The organism is Leptospira alstonii serovar Sichuan str. 79601 (assembly GCF_000347175.1).
In the GTDB taxonomy this organism is placed as follows: domain Bacteria; phylum Spirochaetota; class Leptospiria; order Leptospirales; family Leptospiraceae; genus Leptospira; species Leptospira alstonii.
Map to the genome: position 1 here is coordinate 38,889 of NZ_ANIK01000003.1, position 19,774 is coordinate 58,662.

17 protein-coding genes are annotated in these 19,774 nt (G+C 42.2%); 6 read left to right on the plus strand and 11 right to left on the minus strand.

The annotated features are described in order from the left end of the window. Positions 1 to 11: 11 nt before the first annotated feature. The 3 genes from LEP1GSC194_RS00480 to LEP1GSC194_RS00490 all read right to left on the minus strand — a co-directional run bounded on the left by LEP1GSC194_RS00480 (position 12) and on the right by LEP1GSC194_RS00490 (position 4,126). On the minus strand, positions 12 to 1,955 hold the full coding sequence (locus LEP1GSC194_RS00480) for an alginate export family protein (protein ID WP_036040565.1): 1,944 nt from the start codon (positions 1,953 to 1,955) through the stop codon (positions 12 to 14). A gap of 73 nt (positions 1,956 to 2,028) precedes the next feature. Then, complete coding sequence (locus tag LEP1GSC194_RS00485) at positions 2,029 to 3,687, minus strand: SulP family inorganic anion transporter (RefSeq protein ID WP_020771753.1); 1,659 nt, start codon at positions 3,685 to 3,687, stop codon at positions 2,029 to 2,031. A gap of 61 nt (positions 3,688 to 3,748) precedes the next feature. Continuing rightward, positions 3,749 to 4,126, minus strand: a complete 378-nt coding sequence (locus LEP1GSC194_RS00490) for a hypothetical protein (protein ID WP_020771966.1) — start codon at positions 4,124 to 4,126, stop codon at positions 3,749 to 3,751. A gap of 512 nt (positions 4,127 to 4,638) precedes the next feature. Here LEP1GSC194_RS00490 and LEP1GSC194_RS00500 point away from each other — a divergent pair. Beyond that, complete coding sequence (locus tag LEP1GSC194_RS00500; RefSeq protein WP_020771764.1) at positions 4,639 to 5,799, plus strand: FecR family protein; 1,161 nt, start codon at positions 4,639 to 4,641, stop codon at positions 5,797 to 5,799. Between the two features lie 118 nt (positions 5,800 to 5,917). Beyond that, entirely contained in the window at positions 5,918 to 7,081 is a 1,164-nt protein-coding gene (purT, locus tag LEP1GSC194_RS00505) for a formate-dependent phosphoribosylglycinamide formyltransferase (RefSeq protein ID WP_020771926.1), read from the plus strand. On the opposite strand, the gene LEP1GSC194_RS00510 is transcribed toward purT, so the two are convergent. Then, on the minus strand, positions 7,078 to 9,495 hold the full coding sequence (locus LEP1GSC194_RS00510) for a 1-acyl-sn-glycerol-3-phosphate acyltransferase (RefSeq protein WP_020771876.1): 2,418 nt from the start codon (positions 9,493 to 9,495) through the stop codon (positions 7,078 to 7,080). The genes purT and LEP1GSC194_RS00510 overlap by 4 nt on opposite strands. A 106-nt stretch (positions 9,496 to 9,601) precedes the next feature. Here LEP1GSC194_RS00510 and LEP1GSC194_RS00515 point away from each other — a divergent pair, with 106 nt between their 5' ends. Further along, positions 9,602 to 10,393: an LIC13411 family adhesin gene (locus LEP1GSC194_RS00515; RefSeq protein WP_036040568.1), complete on the plus strand. Its 792-nt coding sequence runs from the start codon at positions 9,602 to 9,604 to the stop codon at positions 10,391 to 10,393. Between the two features lie 9 nt (positions 10,394 to 10,402). Here the strand turns inward: LEP1GSC194_RS00515 and LEP1GSC194_RS00520 are convergent, their stop codons facing one another. After that, positions 10,403 to 10,807: an LIC13410 family lipoprotein gene (locus LEP1GSC194_RS00520; protein WP_086005130.1), complete on the minus strand. Its 405-nt coding sequence runs from the start codon at positions 10,805 to 10,807 to the stop codon at positions 10,403 to 10,405. A gap of 95 nt (positions 10,808 to 10,902) precedes the next feature. Here LEP1GSC194_RS00520 and LEP1GSC194_RS00525 point away from each other — a divergent pair, with 95 nt between their 5' ends. Further along, the gene (locus LEP1GSC194_RS00525) at positions 10,903 to 11,856 is read left to right on the plus strand and encodes an NAD-dependent epimerase/dehydratase family protein (protein ID WP_020771874.1); all 954 of its coding nucleotides are present in this window, start codon (positions 10,903 to 10,905) and stop codon (positions 11,854 to 11,856) included. A gap of 186 nt (positions 11,857 to 12,042) precedes the next feature. Here LEP1GSC194_RS00525 and LEP1GSC194_RS00530 read toward each other — a convergent pair whose 3' ends face one another. Beyond that, on the minus strand, positions 12,043 to 12,483 hold the full coding sequence (locus LEP1GSC194_RS00530) for a MarR family winged helix-turn-helix transcriptional regulator (protein WP_020771790.1): 441 nt from the start codon (positions 12,481 to 12,483) through the stop codon (positions 12,043 to 12,045). A 38-nt stretch (positions 12,484 to 12,521) separates the two neighbouring features. Beyond that, positions 12,522 to 13,007 carry a glutathione peroxidase gene (locus LEP1GSC194_RS00535; RefSeq protein ID WP_020771860.1) on the minus strand — a complete coding sequence of 162 codons (486 nt, stop codon included), beginning with the start codon at positions 13,005 to 13,007 and terminating at the stop codon, positions 12,522 to 12,524. A gap of 663 nt (positions 13,008 to 13,670) precedes the next feature. Here LEP1GSC194_RS00535 and LEP1GSC194_RS00540 point away from each other — a divergent pair. Together LEP1GSC194_RS00540 and LEP1GSC194_RS00545 are read left to right on the plus strand one after the other, a co-directional pair. Beyond that, entirely contained in the window at positions 13,671 to 14,435 is a 765-nt protein-coding gene (locus LEP1GSC194_RS00540) for a type 1 glutamine amidotransferase domain-containing protein (protein ID WP_020771778.1), read from the plus strand. A 114-nt stretch (positions 14,436 to 14,549) separates the two neighbouring features. Next, positions 14,550 to 16,346, plus strand: a complete 1,797-nt coding sequence (locus LEP1GSC194_RS00545) for a monovalent cation:proton antiporter-2 (CPA2) family protein (RefSeq protein ID WP_020771845.1) — start codon at positions 14,550 to 14,552, stop codon at positions 16,344 to 16,346. A gap of 454 nt (positions 16,347 to 16,800) precedes the next feature. On the opposite strand, the gene LEP1GSC194_RS00555 is transcribed toward LEP1GSC194_RS00545, so the two are convergent. The 4 genes from LEP1GSC194_RS00555 to LEP1GSC194_RS00570 all read right to left on the minus strand — a co-directional run bounded on the left by LEP1GSC194_RS00555 (position 16,801) and on the right by LEP1GSC194_RS00570 (position 19,735). Then, positions 16,801 to 17,601: an LA_1326/LA_4305 family lipoprotein gene (locus LEP1GSC194_RS00555; protein WP_020771841.1), complete on the minus strand. Its 801-nt coding sequence runs from the start codon at positions 17,599 to 17,601 to the stop codon at positions 16,801 to 16,803. A gap of 109 nt (positions 17,602 to 17,710) precedes the next feature. Continuing rightward, entirely contained in the window at positions 17,711 to 17,965 is a 255-nt protein-coding gene (gene csrA / locus LEP1GSC194_RS00560; RefSeq protein WP_036040488.1) for a carbon storage regulator CsrA, read from the minus strand. After that, a complete protein-coding gene (fliW, locus tag LEP1GSC194_RS00565; RefSeq protein ID WP_020771961.1) occupies positions 17,966 to 18,418 on the minus strand; it encodes a flagellar assembly protein FliW in 453 nt (150 codons plus the stop codon). Between the two features lie 51 nt (positions 18,419 to 18,469). Then, a complete protein-coding gene (locus tag LEP1GSC194_RS00570; RefSeq protein WP_021064489.1) occupies positions 18,470 to 19,735 on the minus strand; it encodes a flagellar hook-associated protein 3 in 1,266 nt (421 codons plus the stop codon). Between the last annotated feature and the right edge of the window lie 39 nt (positions 19,736 to 19,774).

Genomic DNA, 19,774 nt, shown 5'->3' on the forward strand with positions numbered 1-19,774 from the left:
ATCTCCTTTATCTATAGTGCCGCATTCACTTGGAAAAAATAAACGTTAGCGCTGTTTGCGGACGTATGTTGTTTTGCAAACGCCGCTACGTTCAGTTCGAATTGATTGGTGGTTCCATTATAGAGTAGAGGGCTGTTCCTATAATTTCTCACGGAGTTACCCGCGACTAAAAAACCGGCGCCCGTCCAGACGGAAACGTTATCGTTTATCTGAAACATCCAGGTTAAATCCAATTCGTTATAAATGTTTCTACCCGTCGTGTACGATTGTGTTAAAGAATTTCCGGTGTAATTTTCGGTCGAACCCGCAGAGGTGGTTCCTCCTGCCGCGTTAGTCGACACAGCAACGGGAGATGAAAGCGCGGAACCTGCGATGGAATTTGCGCCTCCGTTGATCGCATACCAAGCGTCGTTTTTCTGAACCTTGTCGTTGATTATATAAGCGATTTGGAACATACCCCATTTTTCGCTTTTGTAAGTGACATTCGCATTCCAGGAACTCAGGTTTTTCGTATCTATGTTTTCGGAAAGGCCCGCAACGTTGTTCCAATAAGGAATGACACCAAAACGAGGATTGACGAGCGTTTGGAAAGTGGAAACACTTCCGTCGGCCCTGTTATTATCCCCCGACGCATAGGTATACTGAGCGCCCACCCTCAACTTTTCCGCAAAAGTATAACCGGTTTGAAAGACGTGAAACCGCCCCGAATACTTGACTCTTTCGGTTCTTGAATTGGCGAGAGGAATACCGTCCTCGGTCGTAGCCGGAAGATCGTAACCTAAATATCGTTGATGAATTCTTTGACCGTTATAACCGTTCTGCCAAGCGCTTTCGATCGTCCAATCCCAGGCCTTTCCCTGCGGAAGGTTGTTCTTGTTAGTTCTGTTTGTAAGCCTAAAACCCGTCGTATATAACATATCGTTTTGTCTCTTGCGGTTTTGCGCCAGAACGTCGTCTGCGGAGGAAGGGGGAACGGTTTGCGGAATCCATTTTTTAACCACATCTATATTATAAACGTCTAAAACGATTTCATTCAAGATTTTGAAACTATTGTATGTGCCGAAAAGTGTCGTATCCGATTGAGATGCGGAAGGGTTGGTATTTCCGGGAGTGGAATTCAGTTTAGGATCGTTCGAGGAAAGCACGCCGTTCACGCCGCTTTGAGTCCAATAAGGTCTTGCGGCAAAAAAATGGACGTTAACTTTCTCATAGTCGAACATGATCCGAGCGCCGTCAAAAGAAAGACCGTTGATCGTCCAGTTCGCTCCGCCGATCATACGCTGATCTCCGTACGCCCAAACCTGTCTACCGACTTGTACCTTAGCGTCCAAAGGAAGTTTTTTGATCATCACGAACGCTTCTCGAATGTTGGTATTATTGGAAGCGATCGAGTTATTCGGTCTGCCGGGAACATTCGGATCGGAACTCAAAGTCGGAGTATTACTGAAAAATCCGGAACGAATATCTCCTACGTTTGCCGGAGATTCGCCTCCCCAAACCCGAGTATCTTGAACGGTAATCTTAAAAGTCACGTAAGGACTCGGATCGATTAGAAAATAAAACGCCGACGTTTGTAGGATTCGATCCGTATAAGCGTGATTGGATTTATCGAAGTTGAGATTGTTTCTGGACTCGTACCTGGGTCTCAGATAAAATCCCAACTTGATCCAATCGTTGATCCAAAGTTTATTCGAGTATTTGTTCACGGTCTTGGAAAGATCCGGATCGATGAACATATGTCGATTGTACTCGGCGCCCACTCCTTCCTTTTTCATGGAAGAAACGTAATTTTCCGAACTCTCCTCCGACGTCGATTTTATGGAATCGACGTTTTTATTTTCGACGATCGGCTCGGTCGTGCTCGTTTGCGCAAAGGCGGCAAACGGAAGAAATATGAAGACAATATAAAAAAAGTATCGCTTCGTCGTATTCCGTTTCGTTTGAAACAAACCCATAAAATCGAAAAGTATCTTTCTCATAAATCTACCCTAATTGATTCAGTTAAACTTAAGAAAGAGCGCTAAACTTTTACCAAGCCACGTTCTTTCTTCCGGAAGAAGGGTGATTGGAAAGGGGTTTTAATTTTTCCAAACCGACGAGTTCGAACTTTCCGCCTTCCTCTTCGTACTTTTCGGAGAACGTCAGTAAATTTTCCATCACGGAATGATCGACCAGCAGAATCCCCGACAAATCAATTTGTACGTTTTTACTTTTCGGAATACTATATAATACTTTTCTAATGGATATAAAATTCAGGAATATCGCCAAGCCGTAGAATTCGATTCTAATTTTTTGATTGGTTTCATGAATTTCGGATCTAATTCTGAAAAAATCATTCAAAGTAATTCCCTTAGGCAGAATGATATTCAAGATATGTATCGCGAACTTTGCGACAACACCGGCAAATATACCCACCAAGAGATCGTCCGCGATCGTGAAATAGATCGTAATAAAAAAGAGAAATACTTGGTCCATTCCCACTTTCCAAGTTTTCTTAAGCTCGGGAATCGCAAGTCGGTAACCCGTAACCATAAGAATCGCCGCGAGCGAAGCAAGCGGAATCATCCTCGCGATACCGGGCAGAACCAAAATGAAAATGAGGAGAAAGGCTCCGTGGAAAAAATTGGACCATCGGGTTTTAGCCCCGTTATGGATGTTGGCGGAACTTCTCACGACTTCCGCGATAATCGGCAGTCCTCCGATCAAACCCAGGACAAAGTTCCCCACACCTTTTGAAAAAAGATCCCTGTTGAGATCGGAATTCCTTCTATAAGGATCCAGCTTATCGACCGCGGCCACAGTAAGCTGAGATTCCAAACTCGCGACGAGAAAGATGGCCATTACCTGAGAAAAGAATTCCACGGTGTTGACCCGGCTAAAATCCGGAAACGTAAATCCATCCAGGAAGTTTGCGGGAATGGAAACTAAACTTTTCGGTCCGACCGTAAATTCATTACCCAAAAGCGAGTACGTATGTTCGACGTTAAACTGAAATGCAACTCCCATTGCAATCCCGAGGCTCGCGACAACCAAGGGTCCCGGTATTTTTTTCAGTTTGGCATTCGGAAGAAAAGGAATACCCACCAAGACGATAATACTGATAAATCCGACGATCGCAATCTCTGGATTGAGATGGACTAAACCGATCGGGAGTTCTTTTATCAATCCAATGATCGATTTTGTCGCCGGAGCATAACCCACAGCCGTAAAAAACTGCTTGAGAAAAATGATAACCCCGATTGCGGCCAACATCCCGTGGATCACCGCGGAAGGAAAGATCGTAGCCAATACCCCCGCTCTCATAAAACTGAAGAATATCTGCAAAGCCCCGGCAATCACGGTGGCGGCTAACGTGTATTTGAATCCCGCAGCCAGATCTCCGTGACCGAGCGTTTCAATAGATCCGAGAACGATGACGATCAAACCCGCAGCGGGACCGTTAATCGTTATATAAGAACCGCCTAAGATCGAAACTAAAAGTCCGCCGACGATACCCGATAAAATTCCCGCCATCGGAGGAGCTCCCGATGCGATTGCGATACCGATACAAAGCGGAAGTGCGATTAGAAAGATGATAAAACCGGAAAGGATATCCGATTTCCAATTTTCCAGAAGACCCGGAAGAAAATCCTTCGGAGTAACAAGTTTTGCTTCTCCGGCATGAGTTGATTTTTTTAATGATTCCATTAACTTATCCTAAATTTCAGAGTAATCGAAAATTATTACCTGAAAACCTAAGCTAAGATTTTCAGGTAAACGGAAAGTATGGAGGCGGAATATTCAGTCTTTCAATTCTAAGAATATTCGATACCGAAAACGCACCACAATCGCAAAGAAACAATTCTCTAGTTTTAACGATCAGTAGATTGATAGAATTCGAAAGGGTAAGCGCCGAAAAAACGAGGAAGATAACAAAAACAAATTCCAAAGATTGAATCTCGGATTCCGAAATGGACTCCGAAAATTCCACACCCGGATTTTTATCCAGATAGTTCGGATTCTGGACAACGCTGAAGGAAAAGATGATCAGAGAAAGAAAGGTGATGGTGAAAACAATCGATACCGCTATTTTTTTGGATAAAAACATAGAATGTCTAAACCGATCGTTCATCTTTAAGCCAACCATTAGGTGAATCCAATTTGATGTCAACTGAAATCGATAGATTCCCAAAACTTACGCTTTCGAAAATTTTCCCGCCCGTACGAAAACTCCCGATCTCGATATTTTCAAAACAAGATCCATTCGAATGCACCGAACTCAAGGATCGAATCGTTTTACGCGGAGTCCTGACGATATTTTTTATTTTAGATACGGATCAAAACCTGCTCCGAAAGGAACCCTCTTCGGCTACAATGACCGACCACGCAGAAAATCAATACGTGCGAAACGAATTTCGAAGTTTGCCGTAAAACAATCTTTTATACCGACGATCACTGTCTTATCCGGAGATAGCGATCGAATGAAACTTCGAGATACTATCGAACGCCCATCTTTTTAAAAATAACCCGAATCGGAATGAATTTATTACTTAAGCGATTTGATATAATTTGAATTTATAATATAATATTTCCCGATTTCGGAAAATCCGTTCTTTTGTGCGGTAAAATCGTTAAAAAAATATAATTTAGGAAATTTTAATGCAAGTAAGAGTTGTTTCAATCCTTCTTCTTTTCTTTCTCATATCGAATTCGAGTTTCTCCTGCCGTTTTATTTCGTCCCTGTTCACCAAAAACGAACGTGTTTCTTCGGGTATGGTCGTAATCTTTCAAAGCGGCGATGTCGAAATCACAAGGAACGAAAAAAAATTACGATCAACCCCGGGCCTGATCCTGCAAGAGAACGATCTCGTCCGAACGTCTTCCGGATCGATCGATATTCAAACCGCAAACGGAGAGTTGATCCGCGTAAGGCCCTACGCCAAACTTACGTTAAAAAGTATTTCCGACGATCAACACGGAGAAACAAATCTTTATGTACAAGCCGGCGAATTGCTGGTTAAAACTAACAAGCTCAAAACGAACAAATCCTTTTTCATTTCCACTCCGACCACCGTTGCGGGCGTTCGAGGAACGACGTTCTCATTCGAACTTACGAAGGGAAAATCCCCGAAAGTAAAAGTTTACGAAGGCTCGGTCGCGATCGCTTTCAAAATTCCGAAGGAAATCCTTGAAGTCGACAAAGCGAAGGACGAAGAACTCTATAAGGAATTTATAACGTTCTTGGAGAAGAACGAGATCGTTTTAGAAGACGGAGAGGCCTCGTACGTAAAACCGAATATCGATCAGATGATCCAACTCGTTTTGACAAGAATGGAAAACAACGAAGATATTTCTAAGGAGTTCGACACGATTCGGAAAATCGGAAATCGCGACCTTCAAAAGACCGCTTTTGTCGAAACTCCTCAAGAAAACGCGGAGATAGAAACTCTAGTCCAAGCGGATTCGAATCTGATTGAGAAAGCCTTAAACGAACAAAATCCGGATTCGACTCAACCGACGATTTCTTCCATTTCTTCCGAAATTCAACAAGACCAAAATTCCAAACTGGATCAGGCCCTGCACGATATCCAAACCAAGGCGGAAGCGAACGGTTTTAATAACGAGGTTAAAATTCGGGAATACTACAACGTTCTTGAAATCGTCGTGAAATCCGACGGCACGAAACTTTCAGGAGCGATCATTACTCAAATCGGGGACAAGTTGATTCTCCATACTCCGAGCGGAGTGATTCGTCTTAACAAAAACGATATCGATTACGTCGATTATCAATCTTTTCGGATCAGAACTAAAACGAAGTAAGACCTAAAAAAACCTTTTACTTTCTTTCGAAACTCCGAGCGGGAACAGATAACTATTTTGAGACGGATTCGTATTTTCTTTTTGATCTTTCAAACGATCCTTCCAATCTGTCGGTAAGATGAAAAAGAAAATTCTTCTCTTAGGATCCGGGGAACTCGGCAAAGAATTCGTAATCGCGGCTCAAAGGTTGGGACAATACGTCGTTGCAGTCGATTCTTACGATAACGCTCCCGCCATGCAGGTGGCTCATGAAAAAGAAATCATCAACATGCTCGATGCAAATCTTTTGGATCAAGTCGTAGCAAAACATAAACCGGATCTGATCGTTCCCGAAATCGAGGCGATAAGAACGGAACGTTTTTACGAATACGAAAAACAAGGATATCAAGTTGTCCCTTCGGCAAAGGCCGCCAACTTTACGATGAATCGGAAAGCGATTCGAGATCTGGCGGCGAAAGACCTAAAACTTCTCACCGCAAAATATTCATACGCTTCTTCCGAAGAGGAGCTGATAAAAGCGACCGAAACATTAGGTTTTCCTTGTGTAGTCAAACCTCTCATGTCTTCATCGGGTAAGGGACAGTCTGTGATCCAATCTCCGAAAGATATTTCCAAAGCTTGGAACGCTTCACAAACGAAAGGTCGTGCAGGAGCCGCGGAGGTCATCGTAGAAGAATTCATTGCTTTTGAATCCGAGATCACACTTTTAACGGTAACTCAGAAAAACGGTAAAACGCTTTTCTGTCCGCCGATCGGCCACAGACAAGAAAGAGGAGATTATCAAGAAAGCTGGCAACCGGCTGCGATCTCCGACGTTCAACTGAAGGAAGCTGAGAGAATGGCCGATCTTGTGACGAAAGAACTGACCGGTTTCGGCATTTGGGGCGTGGAATTCTTTTTAACCGAGGATAAGGTTTATTTTTCGGAACTTTCCCCCAGACCGCACGACACGGGAATGGTCACGTTAGCCGGAACACAGAACTTCAACGAGTTCGAACTTCATCTTCGGGCGATTTTAGGAATTCCGATTCCGGAAATCACTCAGGAAAGAAAAGGAGCAAGCGCCGTGATTCTCGCAAGTACGGACGGGAAAACTCCGGAAATCAAAGGGTTGGATATCGCATCGGGAATGTCCGAATCGGATTTTAGAATATTCGGAAAACCTGTTACACGACCTTATCGTAGAATGGGAGTCACACTCGCTTATTCGGCAAAAGGCGAGGAAATTTCCTCGCTTCGTAAACGTGCGATTCTTTTGGCATCTAAAATCAAAGTCGATTAAAAAGGTTCGTCGATGCACATATTCGCATAGTATTGGATCAGGTTACGGTCCAATACTTTTACGTTTTCCTTTTCCAAAGAAACGATCTTTCTCTGCTTTAAAGTCTTAAGTCCTCGGTTCAAAATCTCGTCCGAATCCCGAGTGAGATAATTTCCTTTTGTAGTCAGGATCGTTTCTTTGATTAAGTTCCTCAACTCGTTCACCGCCACTTCAGGTCCGGTGAGCAAACGCGCGACGAGCTGATTCGGTAGAATTCTCCTGTATTTTTTCCAACCTTGCGTGATTTCAAACCCGATCAACCCGGTCGGATCTTCTTCGTGGATGTATCTTGAAACCGGAATCGGTTCGCAAAGATCCATATACACTTCGGTTCTTTTGTAGAAAAAATCCTTAAAGCTGACTTTATTATCCGTTCCGCAAAACTCTTCGTCCTCGGGAACGTTTTCATAAGATAACGCGATCGGAACTACGATAACTTCGGAACCGGTATGTTTGTAAGCTTCTACGGAAGTGGACAAAATTCCCGTTTTGATGGGAAGTATACCTCCGGTTCGAGACCGGGTTCCTTCCGGATACACCAAGGTCGGAATTCCCGCCTCCAACATCATCGTAGAATACTGAGTTAAACATTCCAAATATAGAATATTCCGATTTCGTTTTCTATCCACCATGTAGGCGCCCAGAGTTTTCAAGACGCTCGCAAGTCCCGGAGTCGCCATCACTTTTTTATCGGCGGCGTATCTCGGCACCGGAAGTCCGAGCCATTTTAAACCGAAGGCGACTTCGATGGAATCCAAATGAGATCTGTGAGTCGGCGTATAAAGAATATCGTATCTCGAAGCAAGCGCCTTTACCTCTTTTACACAACCTCCGATTTTGGGCAATCCGGCGCCCGGTTTAAAACCGCTTAAAATATAACGAGCCGGGGCGATCAGATGAATGAGTGTGTCCCGTAAAAACGGTTTATAGTCGTCCGCAATTTCAGAAACATAAAAATCTAATATTCTTGTAAGATCCTTGTTCCCTTTTTCCTGAAACTTTTTTTCGACTTCGTTCCAAAGTTGTATCTCTTTCGGGATCTGTAAAAGATCCGTGATATCGTCGGCTTCCTCTGCTTCTTTATAACGTTTTTCCAAAGACTTTACGAGAAGCGGGGATTGTTTGACGATACGATCCGTCATTCCCGGTTGTCCGTTGATATGACGAAGTACGTTTTTACTCAAAGCCTCTTGAAACTTTTTACCGGAAGCCGTTCCCAAACCGGAACGTTTTGTCGCGGTTTTGGAAATATGACGAACCTCGTCGGAAGTCGACTTTGAAACGAAACGAATCAACTCCGTAGGAGAAACCCTCCTCGTAAGAATTTGAAACAACGTATTATAAAGCGGAATCTCCACATTCTTTTCCTCGGCCAATGCGATGATCGAAGCGAGCGAGAAGGCGCCTTCGACGTGACTTTCGCTTTGACTGACTTCCTTTTGAATGAACTCGGCGGGATTAAAAAACAATTCGATCCTTTCGATCAGATTGGGTTGGTCTTCTCCCGAGATCAATTTATGCACGAACCGATGACCGTAGGCTTTGTTGCGACTATAACGGGAAGTGCAGGATACGATCAGATCCGCAAGTCCGTATTCGCTAACAAGTCGGGTCGGAATTCCTAACGTTTCCAAAAGGGAGATGATTTCGGAATATCCGAGACTGATCAATTCTCCTTCGAAGTTGCTTCCGCATTCGGGAATTCCGGAAGCGATTCCGCAAGCGATCGCGATCGGATTTTTCATAACTCCGAACACTTCCAAACCGACAAGATCTTCGTACGTTTTTGTATGATTGCGAGAGCCGTCGAATAACGTCTCAAAGATTTCCACCGATTTGGATCCGAAAGAAGACAAACAGTAAAAACTATGATGTCCCCGTTTTAATTCTCCCAATATGTTAGGACCGTTGACCGCGGTGTATTCGATGTCCTTGAATTCTCCCGTAACGGAAAGTTTTCGTAAATATTCAGAATATGTAATACAATTCGTTTTTCTTCTTGTGGAGGAGGATAAAAGTCCTTTCGTAAACGTAAAGATAAAATGAGAGGAATTTTTATCCAAGACCTTGATCAATTCGTCCAAAACCCCTTCCATCAATCTCGATGGAACCGCGATTACGAGAATCCAAGAACCGGTTCTTAAAAAATCGAGCTCGCTTCTTATATGAACGTTTTCGGGCAGGGTGATGGAATCTTCAAGAATCGAAGCGACCCTTTCCTTTTCGATTTTTGCGGCCCTTTTACGATCGTCGTACCAAAGAAAAATTTCCTTTGCCTTAGGAGAAAGATACGTGGAAAGATAAATTCCCATCGGCCCGCCTCCCAAAACCGCGATATTTGCAGAAACGAATTCGGATGATTTTATTTCTTCCATTTTGTTCGCTATTGAGACCCTAAGAATTTCGGAAACAATCAGAAAACTGAACTTTCGTTTTCTTTTTCCGGGTTGCCTAACCGACAAATCGCAAGAGAGTGGGTTTGTGAATTTATCGAATTTCAAAAAGAAGCACAACGGATTTTTTCTTTTTCTATTATTCTTAAGTTATTTTTTTATCAGTTCGACCAATTGTGCCACGTATCTTCAAAACAGAAAAAACGATCTCAAAGACATCTTTACGGCGGGAGTGGAAACTCCGGGTTACGGTGCGGGACTCCGGATCGGTCCTTTAGCGGCGGGGTTTGTCTTTCAAGGCGGAGAATCTTCGCCGGGAAAAAGAGATTTAGGAAAAGGTTACGGACTTCGAGGCGGCTACTTCGGTTCGTATCGATCGCAACAACTCATCTTTGGAATTTTAGGAGGTGATACTTTTTTTCCTTTGGGAGTGGAAACACAAACATCCGAAACGGAAGAATCGTCCGAAGAAATTTCTTCTGAAGCCGCCGAAGAATTAAAAAATTCGGAAAACTCAAAAACACCCGGCGATCAGGTTCCGGAATTCCTAAACGAAAGATACAATATCAAAAGCCAAAAACTGCGTTATCTTTCCTTTTACAATATTCCCGTCGCGGAAAGAAGAAAGAGAAAGAAGGAAGAGTTTTACAGAAGATTTATCGAAGGGCAAAATTTCGATCGAAACGATCCGGCCGTTCAAAACGCGTTACAAGCGCTTAACAAAAAGAAGGACGGTTATCCGAAAAGTTTTCTTTATCAGATGGAAATTTATTTGGGTCTTTATGTCGGACTTAGAATCGGATTCAACCCCGTGGAACTTCTCGACTTTTTAGTCGGACTCGCGGGATTGGATCTACTGGAAGACGATACTGCGGATTAAACCCTTTGTTTAAAGTTTATATTCCATCTTTTTAATCACGCCTTTCTTATCGATCGTAAGTTTGATGAACTTCGTATCTTCCGTGATCGACGCGGGTCTTTCAGTCAGAGTTTTATAAGAATTCTTTTGATAATCGGTGGAAACCAAGTACCATTCCAAGACCGCGCCGTCTTGCGTGTTCAGTTCCACGGACGGAGTTCCCAAAACTGCTTCCGCTTTGATTCGTTTGTCTCCTTCTTTTATCATTCCGACTTCGAACGTTCTGATATCGGAGTTAGGTTGAAACTCTTGTCTAGGAGGTTGTTTTTTATCTTCGGAACTGCAAAAAGAAAGCGCCGAGATACAAGTTAAGATCAAAAGTGCCGAAAAAATTTTTTTCATCGTAATCTTCCCTAAGTTTGGATTTTGATCCACGACTATGATTCTTATTTTTGATCTGTCGAGAGTAAAAATCGAAGTAAAGTTCAAAAAATTCTTCTTTATCCTTATCAAAGAATCATCATGGTCGCATGAACGAGAAAGGCGTTTCCATAAAAACGATCTTAGTGACCGGCGGTAGCGGTTCCCTGGGCCTAATACTCGTTCCGGAATTGCTCAAAACTTACAGAGCGGTTTGTATCGGAAGAAAACTTTCCTCCTTTCCGGATACGATTCGATTTCATTCCAATTTTGTTTTTTACGAAGTCGATCTTGAAAACGATTCGGAAATTTCCCTCAATGAAAAACCGGAATTCATCGTTCATCTTGCGGGAAAGGTCAGCGGTGAAGCGGATACTTTGGAAGAGTATAGAAGAGGAAACGAACTTTCGACCCGAAAAATTCTTCAATTCGCTTCCAAAAATCGGACGACGAGAATTTTATTTTCGAGTTCCTCTTCCGTTTACGGATTTTCGAATCGACCGGTTACCGAAACATCGGCGTTAAACGGAAATACGTTTTACGCGATTTCAAAAATTGAATGCGAATCTCTGGTGCGAAAATCCAAAAACCCTTTTGTAATTCTCAGAATCGCATCGGTTTACGGGCCCACCAATAAAAGTTTTTTGAATAAACTTCTGAAATTATTTCGATACGGAATTCTTCTTTATTCCGGAAATCCGAACTTTAAAAAATCCATGGTTCATTCTTCCGACGTAGTCGCCGCCATTTTAATAATATTACAAAAATGGAATAAATCATCCGGAAAAGTATTCAACGTCGCCCATCCGAGAGCCTTATCTTCCAAAGACGTAGAAATTCTTTTTTTAAAACTGAAACCCGGAAAAATTTTTCTCCGATTGAAACTCAAAGGTTGGATTCTTTTTTTATTCAACCTCGTTAACAAACTTTTAACAAAATTTACAAATAAGAAAATCAATTTGGAATACATCCAAGAATCTTCGATCGTCGTCTCGGATCAAATTCAAAAAGAATTGGGTTTTCGGTTTAAAACCGACTTCGAAGAAGGCATTCGTTTCGAGTAGGGAAGATCTAGCGACTCCGCACTAAGTTGAGAAAGATTTTGGAATCAAAACGATCCAAAGAGGGATTTTTGCGGGAATTCCCATAAAAGGAAGATTTGTTACTTGCAAAAATTATGATTTTCTGATATTAGAAAATCTCCCGGCTTTCTACCGATTTCGCAACTCAAATCCCTTTGAACAAAAAACTTATTCCATTCTTTCGGAAAGAACGAGTAACAATCGATCCAAATCTTTCTTCAAATCGGTAAGACTTTTTTTATCGACTTCTAAGTTCTCGAGAAGTTTGGTCGGAACTCCGGCCGCCTTTTCTTTCAGCTTCTTTCCTTTCCAGGAAAGGAAAATCCGCACCGAACGTTCGTCTTCTTCGGAACGCTTTCGTACAACAAGCTCCGAATCTTCCAAACGTTTCAGCAAAGGAGTCAAAGTTCCGGAATCCAAATATAATTTTTTCCCGATCTCTTTCACGTTACATCCGTCTTCTTTCCATAACACAAGAAGAACGAGATATTGAGGATACGTTAAACCCATTTCGTCGAGAATCGGACGATAAAGCGCCGTCACCGCTCTCGAACAAGCATAGAGAGGAAAACAAATTTGATTTTCTAAAAAGAGATCTTTGGCGGCCATAAAAAGCTCGTCTCATCTGCCCGAGGCGGGACCCATTTTTATTTTTTTAAAAGCTCTTGAATTTCCTTTTCGATCTTTTCCGGAGTCGTAATGGGAGAATAACGTTTGATTACGTTTCCCTCTTTGTCCACGATGAACTTAGTAAAATTCCACTTGATCGAATTTCCGAAAAACCCCGAAGCCTTCTTTGTCAAAAATCGAAACACTGGATGAGCGTTATCGCCGTTCACTTCGATCTTTTTGAAAATCGGAAACTCAACCCCGTAATTTTTTTGACAGAAATTTTTGATCGCCTCGTCCGAACCGGGTTCCTGATGTTTGAATTGATCGCAAGGAAAGCCGAGAACTTCCAATCCTTCCGCTTTGTACTTACTATACAGGTTTTGTAAACCCGCGTATTGAGGAGTAAAAGAACATTCGCTGGCGGTATTTACGATTAACAGAACTTTTCCCCTATAATCCTGCAACTTTTGTTCTTTGCCGTTATTCAGAGTTGCCGTTAAATCATATAATGTCTGGTTCATTTCAATCTCCATTTAGATTGTGCACAATTTAATTTTATAAAATATAAATTTTTTATTTTAGTCAAGAGAATTTTTACGGCTATTCCCAAAACTCGATTTTTCCATTACAAAACGAGCCGAAATCTTATATCGATTTTTTAGTAAACCCCCCGCGCAAAGGATCGCAAGATAAATCTGTCGGAATTCCGACAATCCTCTGTGAAAAGATCGGCCCCACCCTGATTTTGGGTGGAGGGGAGAGGAGGCGGGAAAATTTCGGAGATTTTTCTCTATCAGAAAATCATACTTTTTGCAAGTAAAAAACCTCATTCTTGTCGGAACACTTGCATATTAGATGTTAGGGACGAGTGGATAGGAATTAGGAACAGCTGTATGTTATGTACGTAAAGTCCTTACCCCTAAACCCTATTCACTAACTCCTTGAAAAGTCGGAACACCCACAAAAATCCCCGCGCAAAGGATCGAAGCGAGGTCAAGTTATTGGGTTTTAAAATCCCATCCCGTGATCGGATCGTTTTGCAATAACTTGACCAGAGCAGAGAGCCTGGTGGTCGGGCGGTTTTAAAAAGGCTTTCTTTTTATCGAAATGTTTAGCCCGACCATGCGCCCGAATCCTTTTTTTTAAGGTGTTGATTTTTTAAAAGAAAGGTTAGAATCGATCCTATGATCCCTAAGTATAAGATTCTCATCCCGATACCTTCCGTTGATTTTGATCCTTCGGAAAGCTCGATTCCTTGGAAAATTTTAAAGGAAAACGGCTATGAAGTTTTCTTTGCGACTCCGAACGGTAAACCCGGATCGGCCGATTTTAGAATGCTCACCGGCAAAGGCCTTGGAATTTGGAAACCGATTTTGATCGCTCATAAAAAAGCGAGAGCCGCTTATGATGAAATGATCTCCGATCCTCACTATCAAAATCCTTTGTCTTATAAGGATTTAAAATCCGAAAACTTTGAAGGATTGATTCTTCCCGGCGGACACGCTCCTGGAATGAAAGAATACTTGGAATCAAAGGAACTACAAGAATTCGTAGGTTCGTTTTTTGCAACCGGCAAACCGTTGGGAGCGATTTGCCACGGAGTCGTTTTAGCGGCTCGAAGTAAACTTCCCGGTTCGGATCGATCCATTCTTTACGGAAAAAAAACGACCGCGCTTCTAAAATCGCAGGAGATGGCGGCTTGGAATCTTACGCGATTGTGGTTGGGAAATTATTATCGAACTTATCCCCAATCCGTTGAAGAGGAAGTCAAGTCGACCTTAAAGGATCCGAACGATTTTCACTTCGGACCAAAACCGATTTTCAGAGATAATCACAAAAGACTGAAAAGAGGTCATGCAATTACGGACGGAAATTACGTTTCTTCTCGATGGCCCGGAGACGCGCATTCTTTCACAATCTCTTTTATGAAATTGTTTTCGGATCGTTAAGGAGAAAAGTCTAAGTGTTTTAACGTAAATTCGGCCTAAGAAATTCTGGGTCTAAACGACGATTTGTGTTCAAATTGATGTTACCCTATTATGTAGGAATCAGTAGGATAAAAAATGCAAGATCATAGTTTACTCATTACCCTAGTCGTATTTCTTACCGCCGCGGTAATTTCGGTACCGCTTTTTAAAAAAATCGGATTAGGTTCCGTCGTAGGTTATCTCATCGGCGGTACGATCATCGGTCCTTGGGGAATCGGATTGATCGCCGACGTGGATAGCATACTTCATCTTTCCGAGTTCGGAGTCGTTTTACTTTTATTTTTAATCGGACTCGAATTAAAACCGCAAAGACTTTGGGTCTTGAGAAGACCCGTTTTTGGTTTAGGCGGACTTCAAGTAACTCTAACCTCGCTCGTTTTTTTTATGATTCTTTCTTTTTTAGGTCTGGAAAAGTCCCAAGCGATCGTAATCAGTATTAGCATTTCATTATCTTCCACCGCTTTCGCCCTTCAAACACTGGGAGAAAAAAACGAACTCAATACCACACACGGAAGAAGCGCTTTTGCGATCCTTTTATTTCAGGACTTGGCCGTAATTCCGATCATGGCGATACTTCCGTTTTTAGCGGAATCGGTCGCAGATCCGGGATCGCAAGGAAGTATGAAACAAATTTTAATCGCTATCGGAACGATTCTTGCGGTCGTTTTAGCGGGAAGATTTCTAGCGAGACCTTTGTTCAAACTCGTCGCGTCCAGCGGAAATCACGAAATTTTCACGGCCTTGTCGCTACTGATCGTGATCGGAGTTTCCTTACTTATGGATCAAGTAGGTCTATCGATGGCGCTTGGATCTTTTTTAGGCGGAGTGATTCTTGCGGACTCGGAGTACAGACACGAATTGGAATCCAATCTAGAACCGTTCAAAGGTCTTCTGCTCGGATTATTCTTTTTAGCCGTGGGGATGTCGATCAACCTAGGAGAAGTATTAAAAGACCCGATTCTTGTGATTTTATTCGCATTCCTCTTAATGTCCGTTAAAGCGACAATACTTTATTTTTTAGGAAGAATTTCCAAACATTCCGCAGAGGTTTCCTTAAATCTCTCCGCGACAATTTCCCAAGGTGGGGAATTTGCGTTCGTAATATTAGGAGTGAGCGTATCCTTATCCATTCTTCCGAAAGAAAAAGCCGATTTAGTCGTTGCAGTCGTCACTCTTTCCATGGGTTTAACTCCGATCCTAGGAATCCTCAAAGATAAAACGTCCGAATTGATTTTCAAAAAAAATCAAAATTTAGAGGAAGATGCGATTGAAGAACAGAACCGAGTCATCGTCGCGGGTTTCGGAAGATTCGGGCAAATCATCGCTAGGATGCTGTTCGTTCATAGGATCGGTTTTACCGCGTTGGAACACAATCCGGACCAAGTCAACTTGGCAAGAAAATTCGGCTATAAGATCTATTACGGAGACTCGAGCAAACTGAGTCTTTTACGATCGGCGGGCGCCGAACATGCGGATTTATTTATATTAGCGATTCAAGATATAGATGTTTCCGTAAAAGTCGCTGAACTGGTTAAAAAACATTTCCCGAATTTGACGATCATCGCAAGAGCGCGAAATCGAGAGCACGTTTTTAAACTCATGGAACTCGGGATTCAAATCATTCGCAGGGACACTTTTGCATCCGCGCTTGAATTGGCGGGGGAAACGCTGAGCAAATTAGGTTTTATGGATTCCGAAGTGGAAAAAAAAGTCAAAAAATTCAGAGCCCACGACGAATTGACTTTGAAAGGGCAGTTCCAAATTCGAGACGATGAAAAGGAATTTATCAAATTCTCAAAAAACTCGATGCGCCAGTTGGAAGTGGCTTTCGAAGCCGACCGTCAAGAGAAAGAGGGAAAAGCGGCCGGTTAAAGGCGCTCTTTTTTATAAAACACGGCGCTTCACCCGAGTAATAGAAGAATGTTCGATCTTATAAAAAATACTCAATAAATTATTTCGAATCGAATCCAAAAAATGCGATTCTACAAAAAATAGATCCGTACAATCGGTTTTTCTTTGTCTTTTAGGCTTAGTTCGGTGGATATGTTCATTATTGGAAACTTTTCCGTTTTGAACCGGCCTATACCGCTCAAAACGGAAAATCCAATTCTCTTCACTATTCTCTTCGGAGCGGCTTTTTACAGAGCCGCTCCGATTTTTTAAAATATCTTCCGCTTCGAAAATACTTTATCCTTTTTTAAAGTAGTTTGTATTTGTTTTCTTTTTTTATATTTAGCAATGAGCAAAATTACGGAAGATTATACTTTGGCATTTAAATATTTTGATGAACCGTTTGATTGATTCTGTCGAATTCAATTCAAAAACCCTAAAGTGATTTCAGAATCTCTTCCCGCTTTTTCTTAAATTCCTCTTCGGAAATCAATTTTTTATCGAGTAGGTTTTTCAGTTCCATCAATCTTTTTTCGACGTCCTTCGCATTCGCTTCCGTTTCTTTCCGTAGTTCTTTCATTTTATATTGCTCGGATGCTGAAATACGAGTTTTATAAACGATGTGAAATTTTTTAGGCTCGCCCATAACGTCTTTATAATAAGATAATGTTCCGATTGCGGAGGTCGGAATAAAAACTTCCAATGAGGGTTTGATATTCGATTCCGATAACGAATAATTGGACCAATCTTGAAACGTATACGGGATTTGAAAATCTATGAATTGATTCAATTCAAAAAAGATAAAGTGAATGGAATCGTCCGTTGGATAAATTAGAAATACCGTTCTCCGTATTCTCCTCCCCGGATTGATCATATCTTCTTTTTTTAATATCCAAAGTTGATAAGTATGAGACGGAGAGCTTTCGAATTTTTCGTAGGAGCGCTCTCCGATCTCTTTACTCAATTCTTTCGAAAAAATTCGCAGCGCTGAATCGTTAAATAAGGAATCATTTCTGTTTCCCATTTGATACAATGCGTCCGCGATTAAATTTTTAAAATTATTTCTTTCTTGGTTTTGAAGATAGGAAACGTTACGATCCAACCAAGAAGGAAGATCGGGACCGTTTTCAAAAGAATAGAACGCGATCGAATCGGTTGAATAATTGAGTTCCTTGCGAATTCCAGCAAAACAGGAAAACAAAAGAACGGAAAGAAAGAAAATACACAATCGATTCATAATGTAATTTGCCGAACGGTCCTTAGAAAGATGAAATCCGGCAGGATGGAAATTACTATCACCTAACTCATATAAGGTTATAGCCCTACGAAGCGCATTTGAAGTAGGACTATTCTTTTTTTTCGGAATCTTTCCTTTTGAGAATATCTCCGATCTTACCGAGATCCTCCGGTTTAATTTTCGTTCCTGCGGCCTTTTTATTTTCTTCCTGAATGTCCTTATAAACTTCCGCTCTGTGAACGGAAACATTTCTCGGAGCCTTAACGCCGATCTTTACCTGGTCGCCTTTTATATCCACGATGACGATTTCTATGTCGTCGCCGATCATGATCGATTCGTTCGTTCGCCTCGCTAAGACCAGCACTTAACCCATCTCCACGGCGGCCGACTCAAGGATTTTTTCCCGAACCGAATGAGATTCGTTTCTTGATATGAACTGCTTTCCTAAAAGTGTTTCCTTATTAATCAGAATCGGACCCTGCATATTTGCGGTCATGAGGGAAGGATCTTCGCCCGGAATCGTTACGATCACCAACGTTAGACCATCTTTCATCTCGACGATTCCGATTCCCTGTAGTTCCTGTTCCGGAATCAAAGGTTTGTATTCTTTTTTAAAAAGGGAAGGCGGGATTACCACAAAGGCAAGATCCACCTCTTCGACCGATTGAAGCCATTTAAAAACGGATTCCTCTTCTTCCTCGATCAACGCAAATTTTTTATAGTCTTCAAATCCGAGCAATCCTTCCGGAAAGGACAGGATTTGTTTCTCCGATATTTGCATTTTCCCAAACGGCTTTGTTTGAATCTCGATTCCCATTCTAAATTTTTACCTTCGAAATTTCGTTTCTGAATATTCTATCTTTATGATTTATCTCAGAAAATCCATCAATGTCTGTTTAATAATCTTCGATCCGACGTTGAGAGCGTACTGATGGACGGTTTCCAACCACTTCATGTTCATAATGGTTTCGGGAAAATCGACCCCTTCGTTTTTGGAAAGAAGTTCGGTCATATAAGATTTGTCAAAGTCCACTCTCTGTGCGTGTTCATCCATTCGATTCATTCTCGCGCCTACGATAGCGCGGTAACGAAGAATATTCTCCATCGCAAGGTCCAAATCCTGAAGATCGCGTCCCGAAATTCTTTCCTGATCTTTTTGTATGAGATCGTTTCTGAATTGGATCATCACGTCGAAAACCGAAAGGCCGGTTACGGTTGCCGACTTGGAATAATTATTCGGAGGTTCGGAAGTCGCCGAATCGACAAGACCGATGTCCCTTAAGATCGTTCCGCCTTCCGTGTCCTCCATCCAGATCTGATGCGGCGCCGTAGAACTTAAACTGATGTTATCTTGAGCGAGTTTATTGGCTTTCACTTCCAAAGGGGAGTTGTTGATCTTATCGATGATATCATCGATCGTATCTCCGGCCGAAACGTGAATTTCCACTCCGTCGATTTTAAACTTCTGATCGGAGGAAGCTACGTATCCCGAGTTATCCACCTTGCTCGTGATACTCATGTTCGTTCCCCAGAAAACCTTATTACCCGGAATCGTTACTGGTATGTATTCTCCCTTTTCGATTTCCCTGAGTTGTTCTCCGATATCGCCTCGGTATTCGACGCCGATGTATTGATTTTTTAATTCGATTCCTTGAAGACCTTTGATCTTGGATTCGATCGGTTCAAAAGGCGGCCTCTCAATTACGTGTCCTCCAAATAGCGGACGACCGGTTGCATCCCTCGTGTTAGCGATGTCGACTAACGCTCTTAGGATCTCATCGATCTCTTTTCCGATCGCGACCTCGAGTTCGAACCCCTTATCACCCTGATAGATACCGTTGGAAGCTTGAACGGCGAGAACTCTTGCTCTTTGAAACAAAGAACCGATACGGTCCAATTCTCCGTCTATTTGTTGAAGACGCGAGTTCCCGTCGTCGATGTTTCTCTGAAACGTATCAAGCTCGTTGAGTCTCGACCGAAAGAACATTTGATTGGTCGCGCGACCGGGCTCGTCGGAAGGAAGACGAATTCTCTGTCCCGTGGAAAGTTGGTTCTGAGTCTCGTCCATGTTGAGCTGATGTCTGTTTAAATTATGAACCAGACTGTTGTTCTGCATCATGTTCGTAATGCGCATCATAAAATTCTCTCCTTACTCGCCGGTATTAACGGGAGA

What these genes read in the sequence shown, in the direction of transcription:
- LEP1GSC194_RS00480 (WP_036040565.1), bottom strand. Translation starts at nt 1,955, where the DNA reads ATGGGTTTGTTTCAAACGAAACGGAATACGACGAAGCGATACTTTTTT.
- LEP1GSC194_RS00485 (WP_020771753.1), bottom strand. Translation starts at nt 3,687, where the DNA reads ATGGAATCATTAAAAAAATCAACTCATGCCGGAGAAGCAAAACTTGTT.
- LEP1GSC194_RS00490 (WP_020771966.1), bottom strand. Translation starts at nt 4,126, where the DNA reads ATGGTTGGCTTAAAGATGAACGATCGGTTTAGACATTCTATGTTTTTA.
- LEP1GSC194_RS00500 (WP_020771764.1), top strand. Translation starts at nt 4,639, where the DNA reads ATGCAAGTAAGAGTTGTTTCAATCCTTCTTCTTTTCTTTCTCATATCG.
- purT (WP_020771926.1), top strand. Translation starts at nt 5,918, where the DNA reads ATGAAAAAGAAAATTCTTCTCTTAGGATCCGGGGAACTCGGCAAAGAA.
- LEP1GSC194_RS00510 (WP_020771876.1), bottom strand. Translation starts at nt 9,495, where the DNA reads ATGGAAGAAATAAAATCATCCGAATTCGTTTCTGCAAATATCGCGGTT.
- LEP1GSC194_RS00525 (WP_020771874.1), top strand. Translation starts at nt 10,903, where the DNA reads ATGAACGAGAAAGGCGTTTCCATAAAAACGATCTTAGTGACCGGCGGT.
- LEP1GSC194_RS00530 (WP_020771790.1), bottom strand. Translation starts at nt 12,483, where the DNA reads ATGGCCGCCAAAGATCTCTTTTTAGAAAATCAAATTTGTTTTCCTCTC.
- LEP1GSC194_RS00535 (WP_020771860.1), bottom strand. Translation starts at nt 13,007, where the DNA reads ATGAACCAGACATTATATGATTTAACGGCAACTCTGAATAACGGCAAA.
- LEP1GSC194_RS00540 (WP_020771778.1), top strand. Translation starts at nt 13,671, where the DNA reads ATGATCCCTAAGTATAAGATTCTCATCCCGATACCTTCCGTTGATTTT.
- LEP1GSC194_RS00545 (WP_020771845.1), top strand. Translation starts at nt 14,550, where the DNA reads ATGCAAGATCATAGTTTACTCATTACCCTAGTCGTATTTCTTACCGCC.
- LEP1GSC194_RS00555 (WP_020771841.1), bottom strand. Translation starts at nt 17,601, where the DNA reads ATGAATCGATTGTGTATTTTCTTTCTTTCCGTTCTTTTGTTTTCCTGT.
- fliW (WP_020771961.1), bottom strand. Translation starts at nt 18,418, where the DNA reads ATGGGAATCGAGATTCAAACAAAGCCGTTTGGGAAAATGCAAATATCG.
- LEP1GSC194_RS00570 (WP_021064489.1), bottom strand. Translation starts at nt 19,735, where the DNA reads ATGCGCATTACGAACATGATGCAGAACAACAGTCTGGTTCATAATTTA.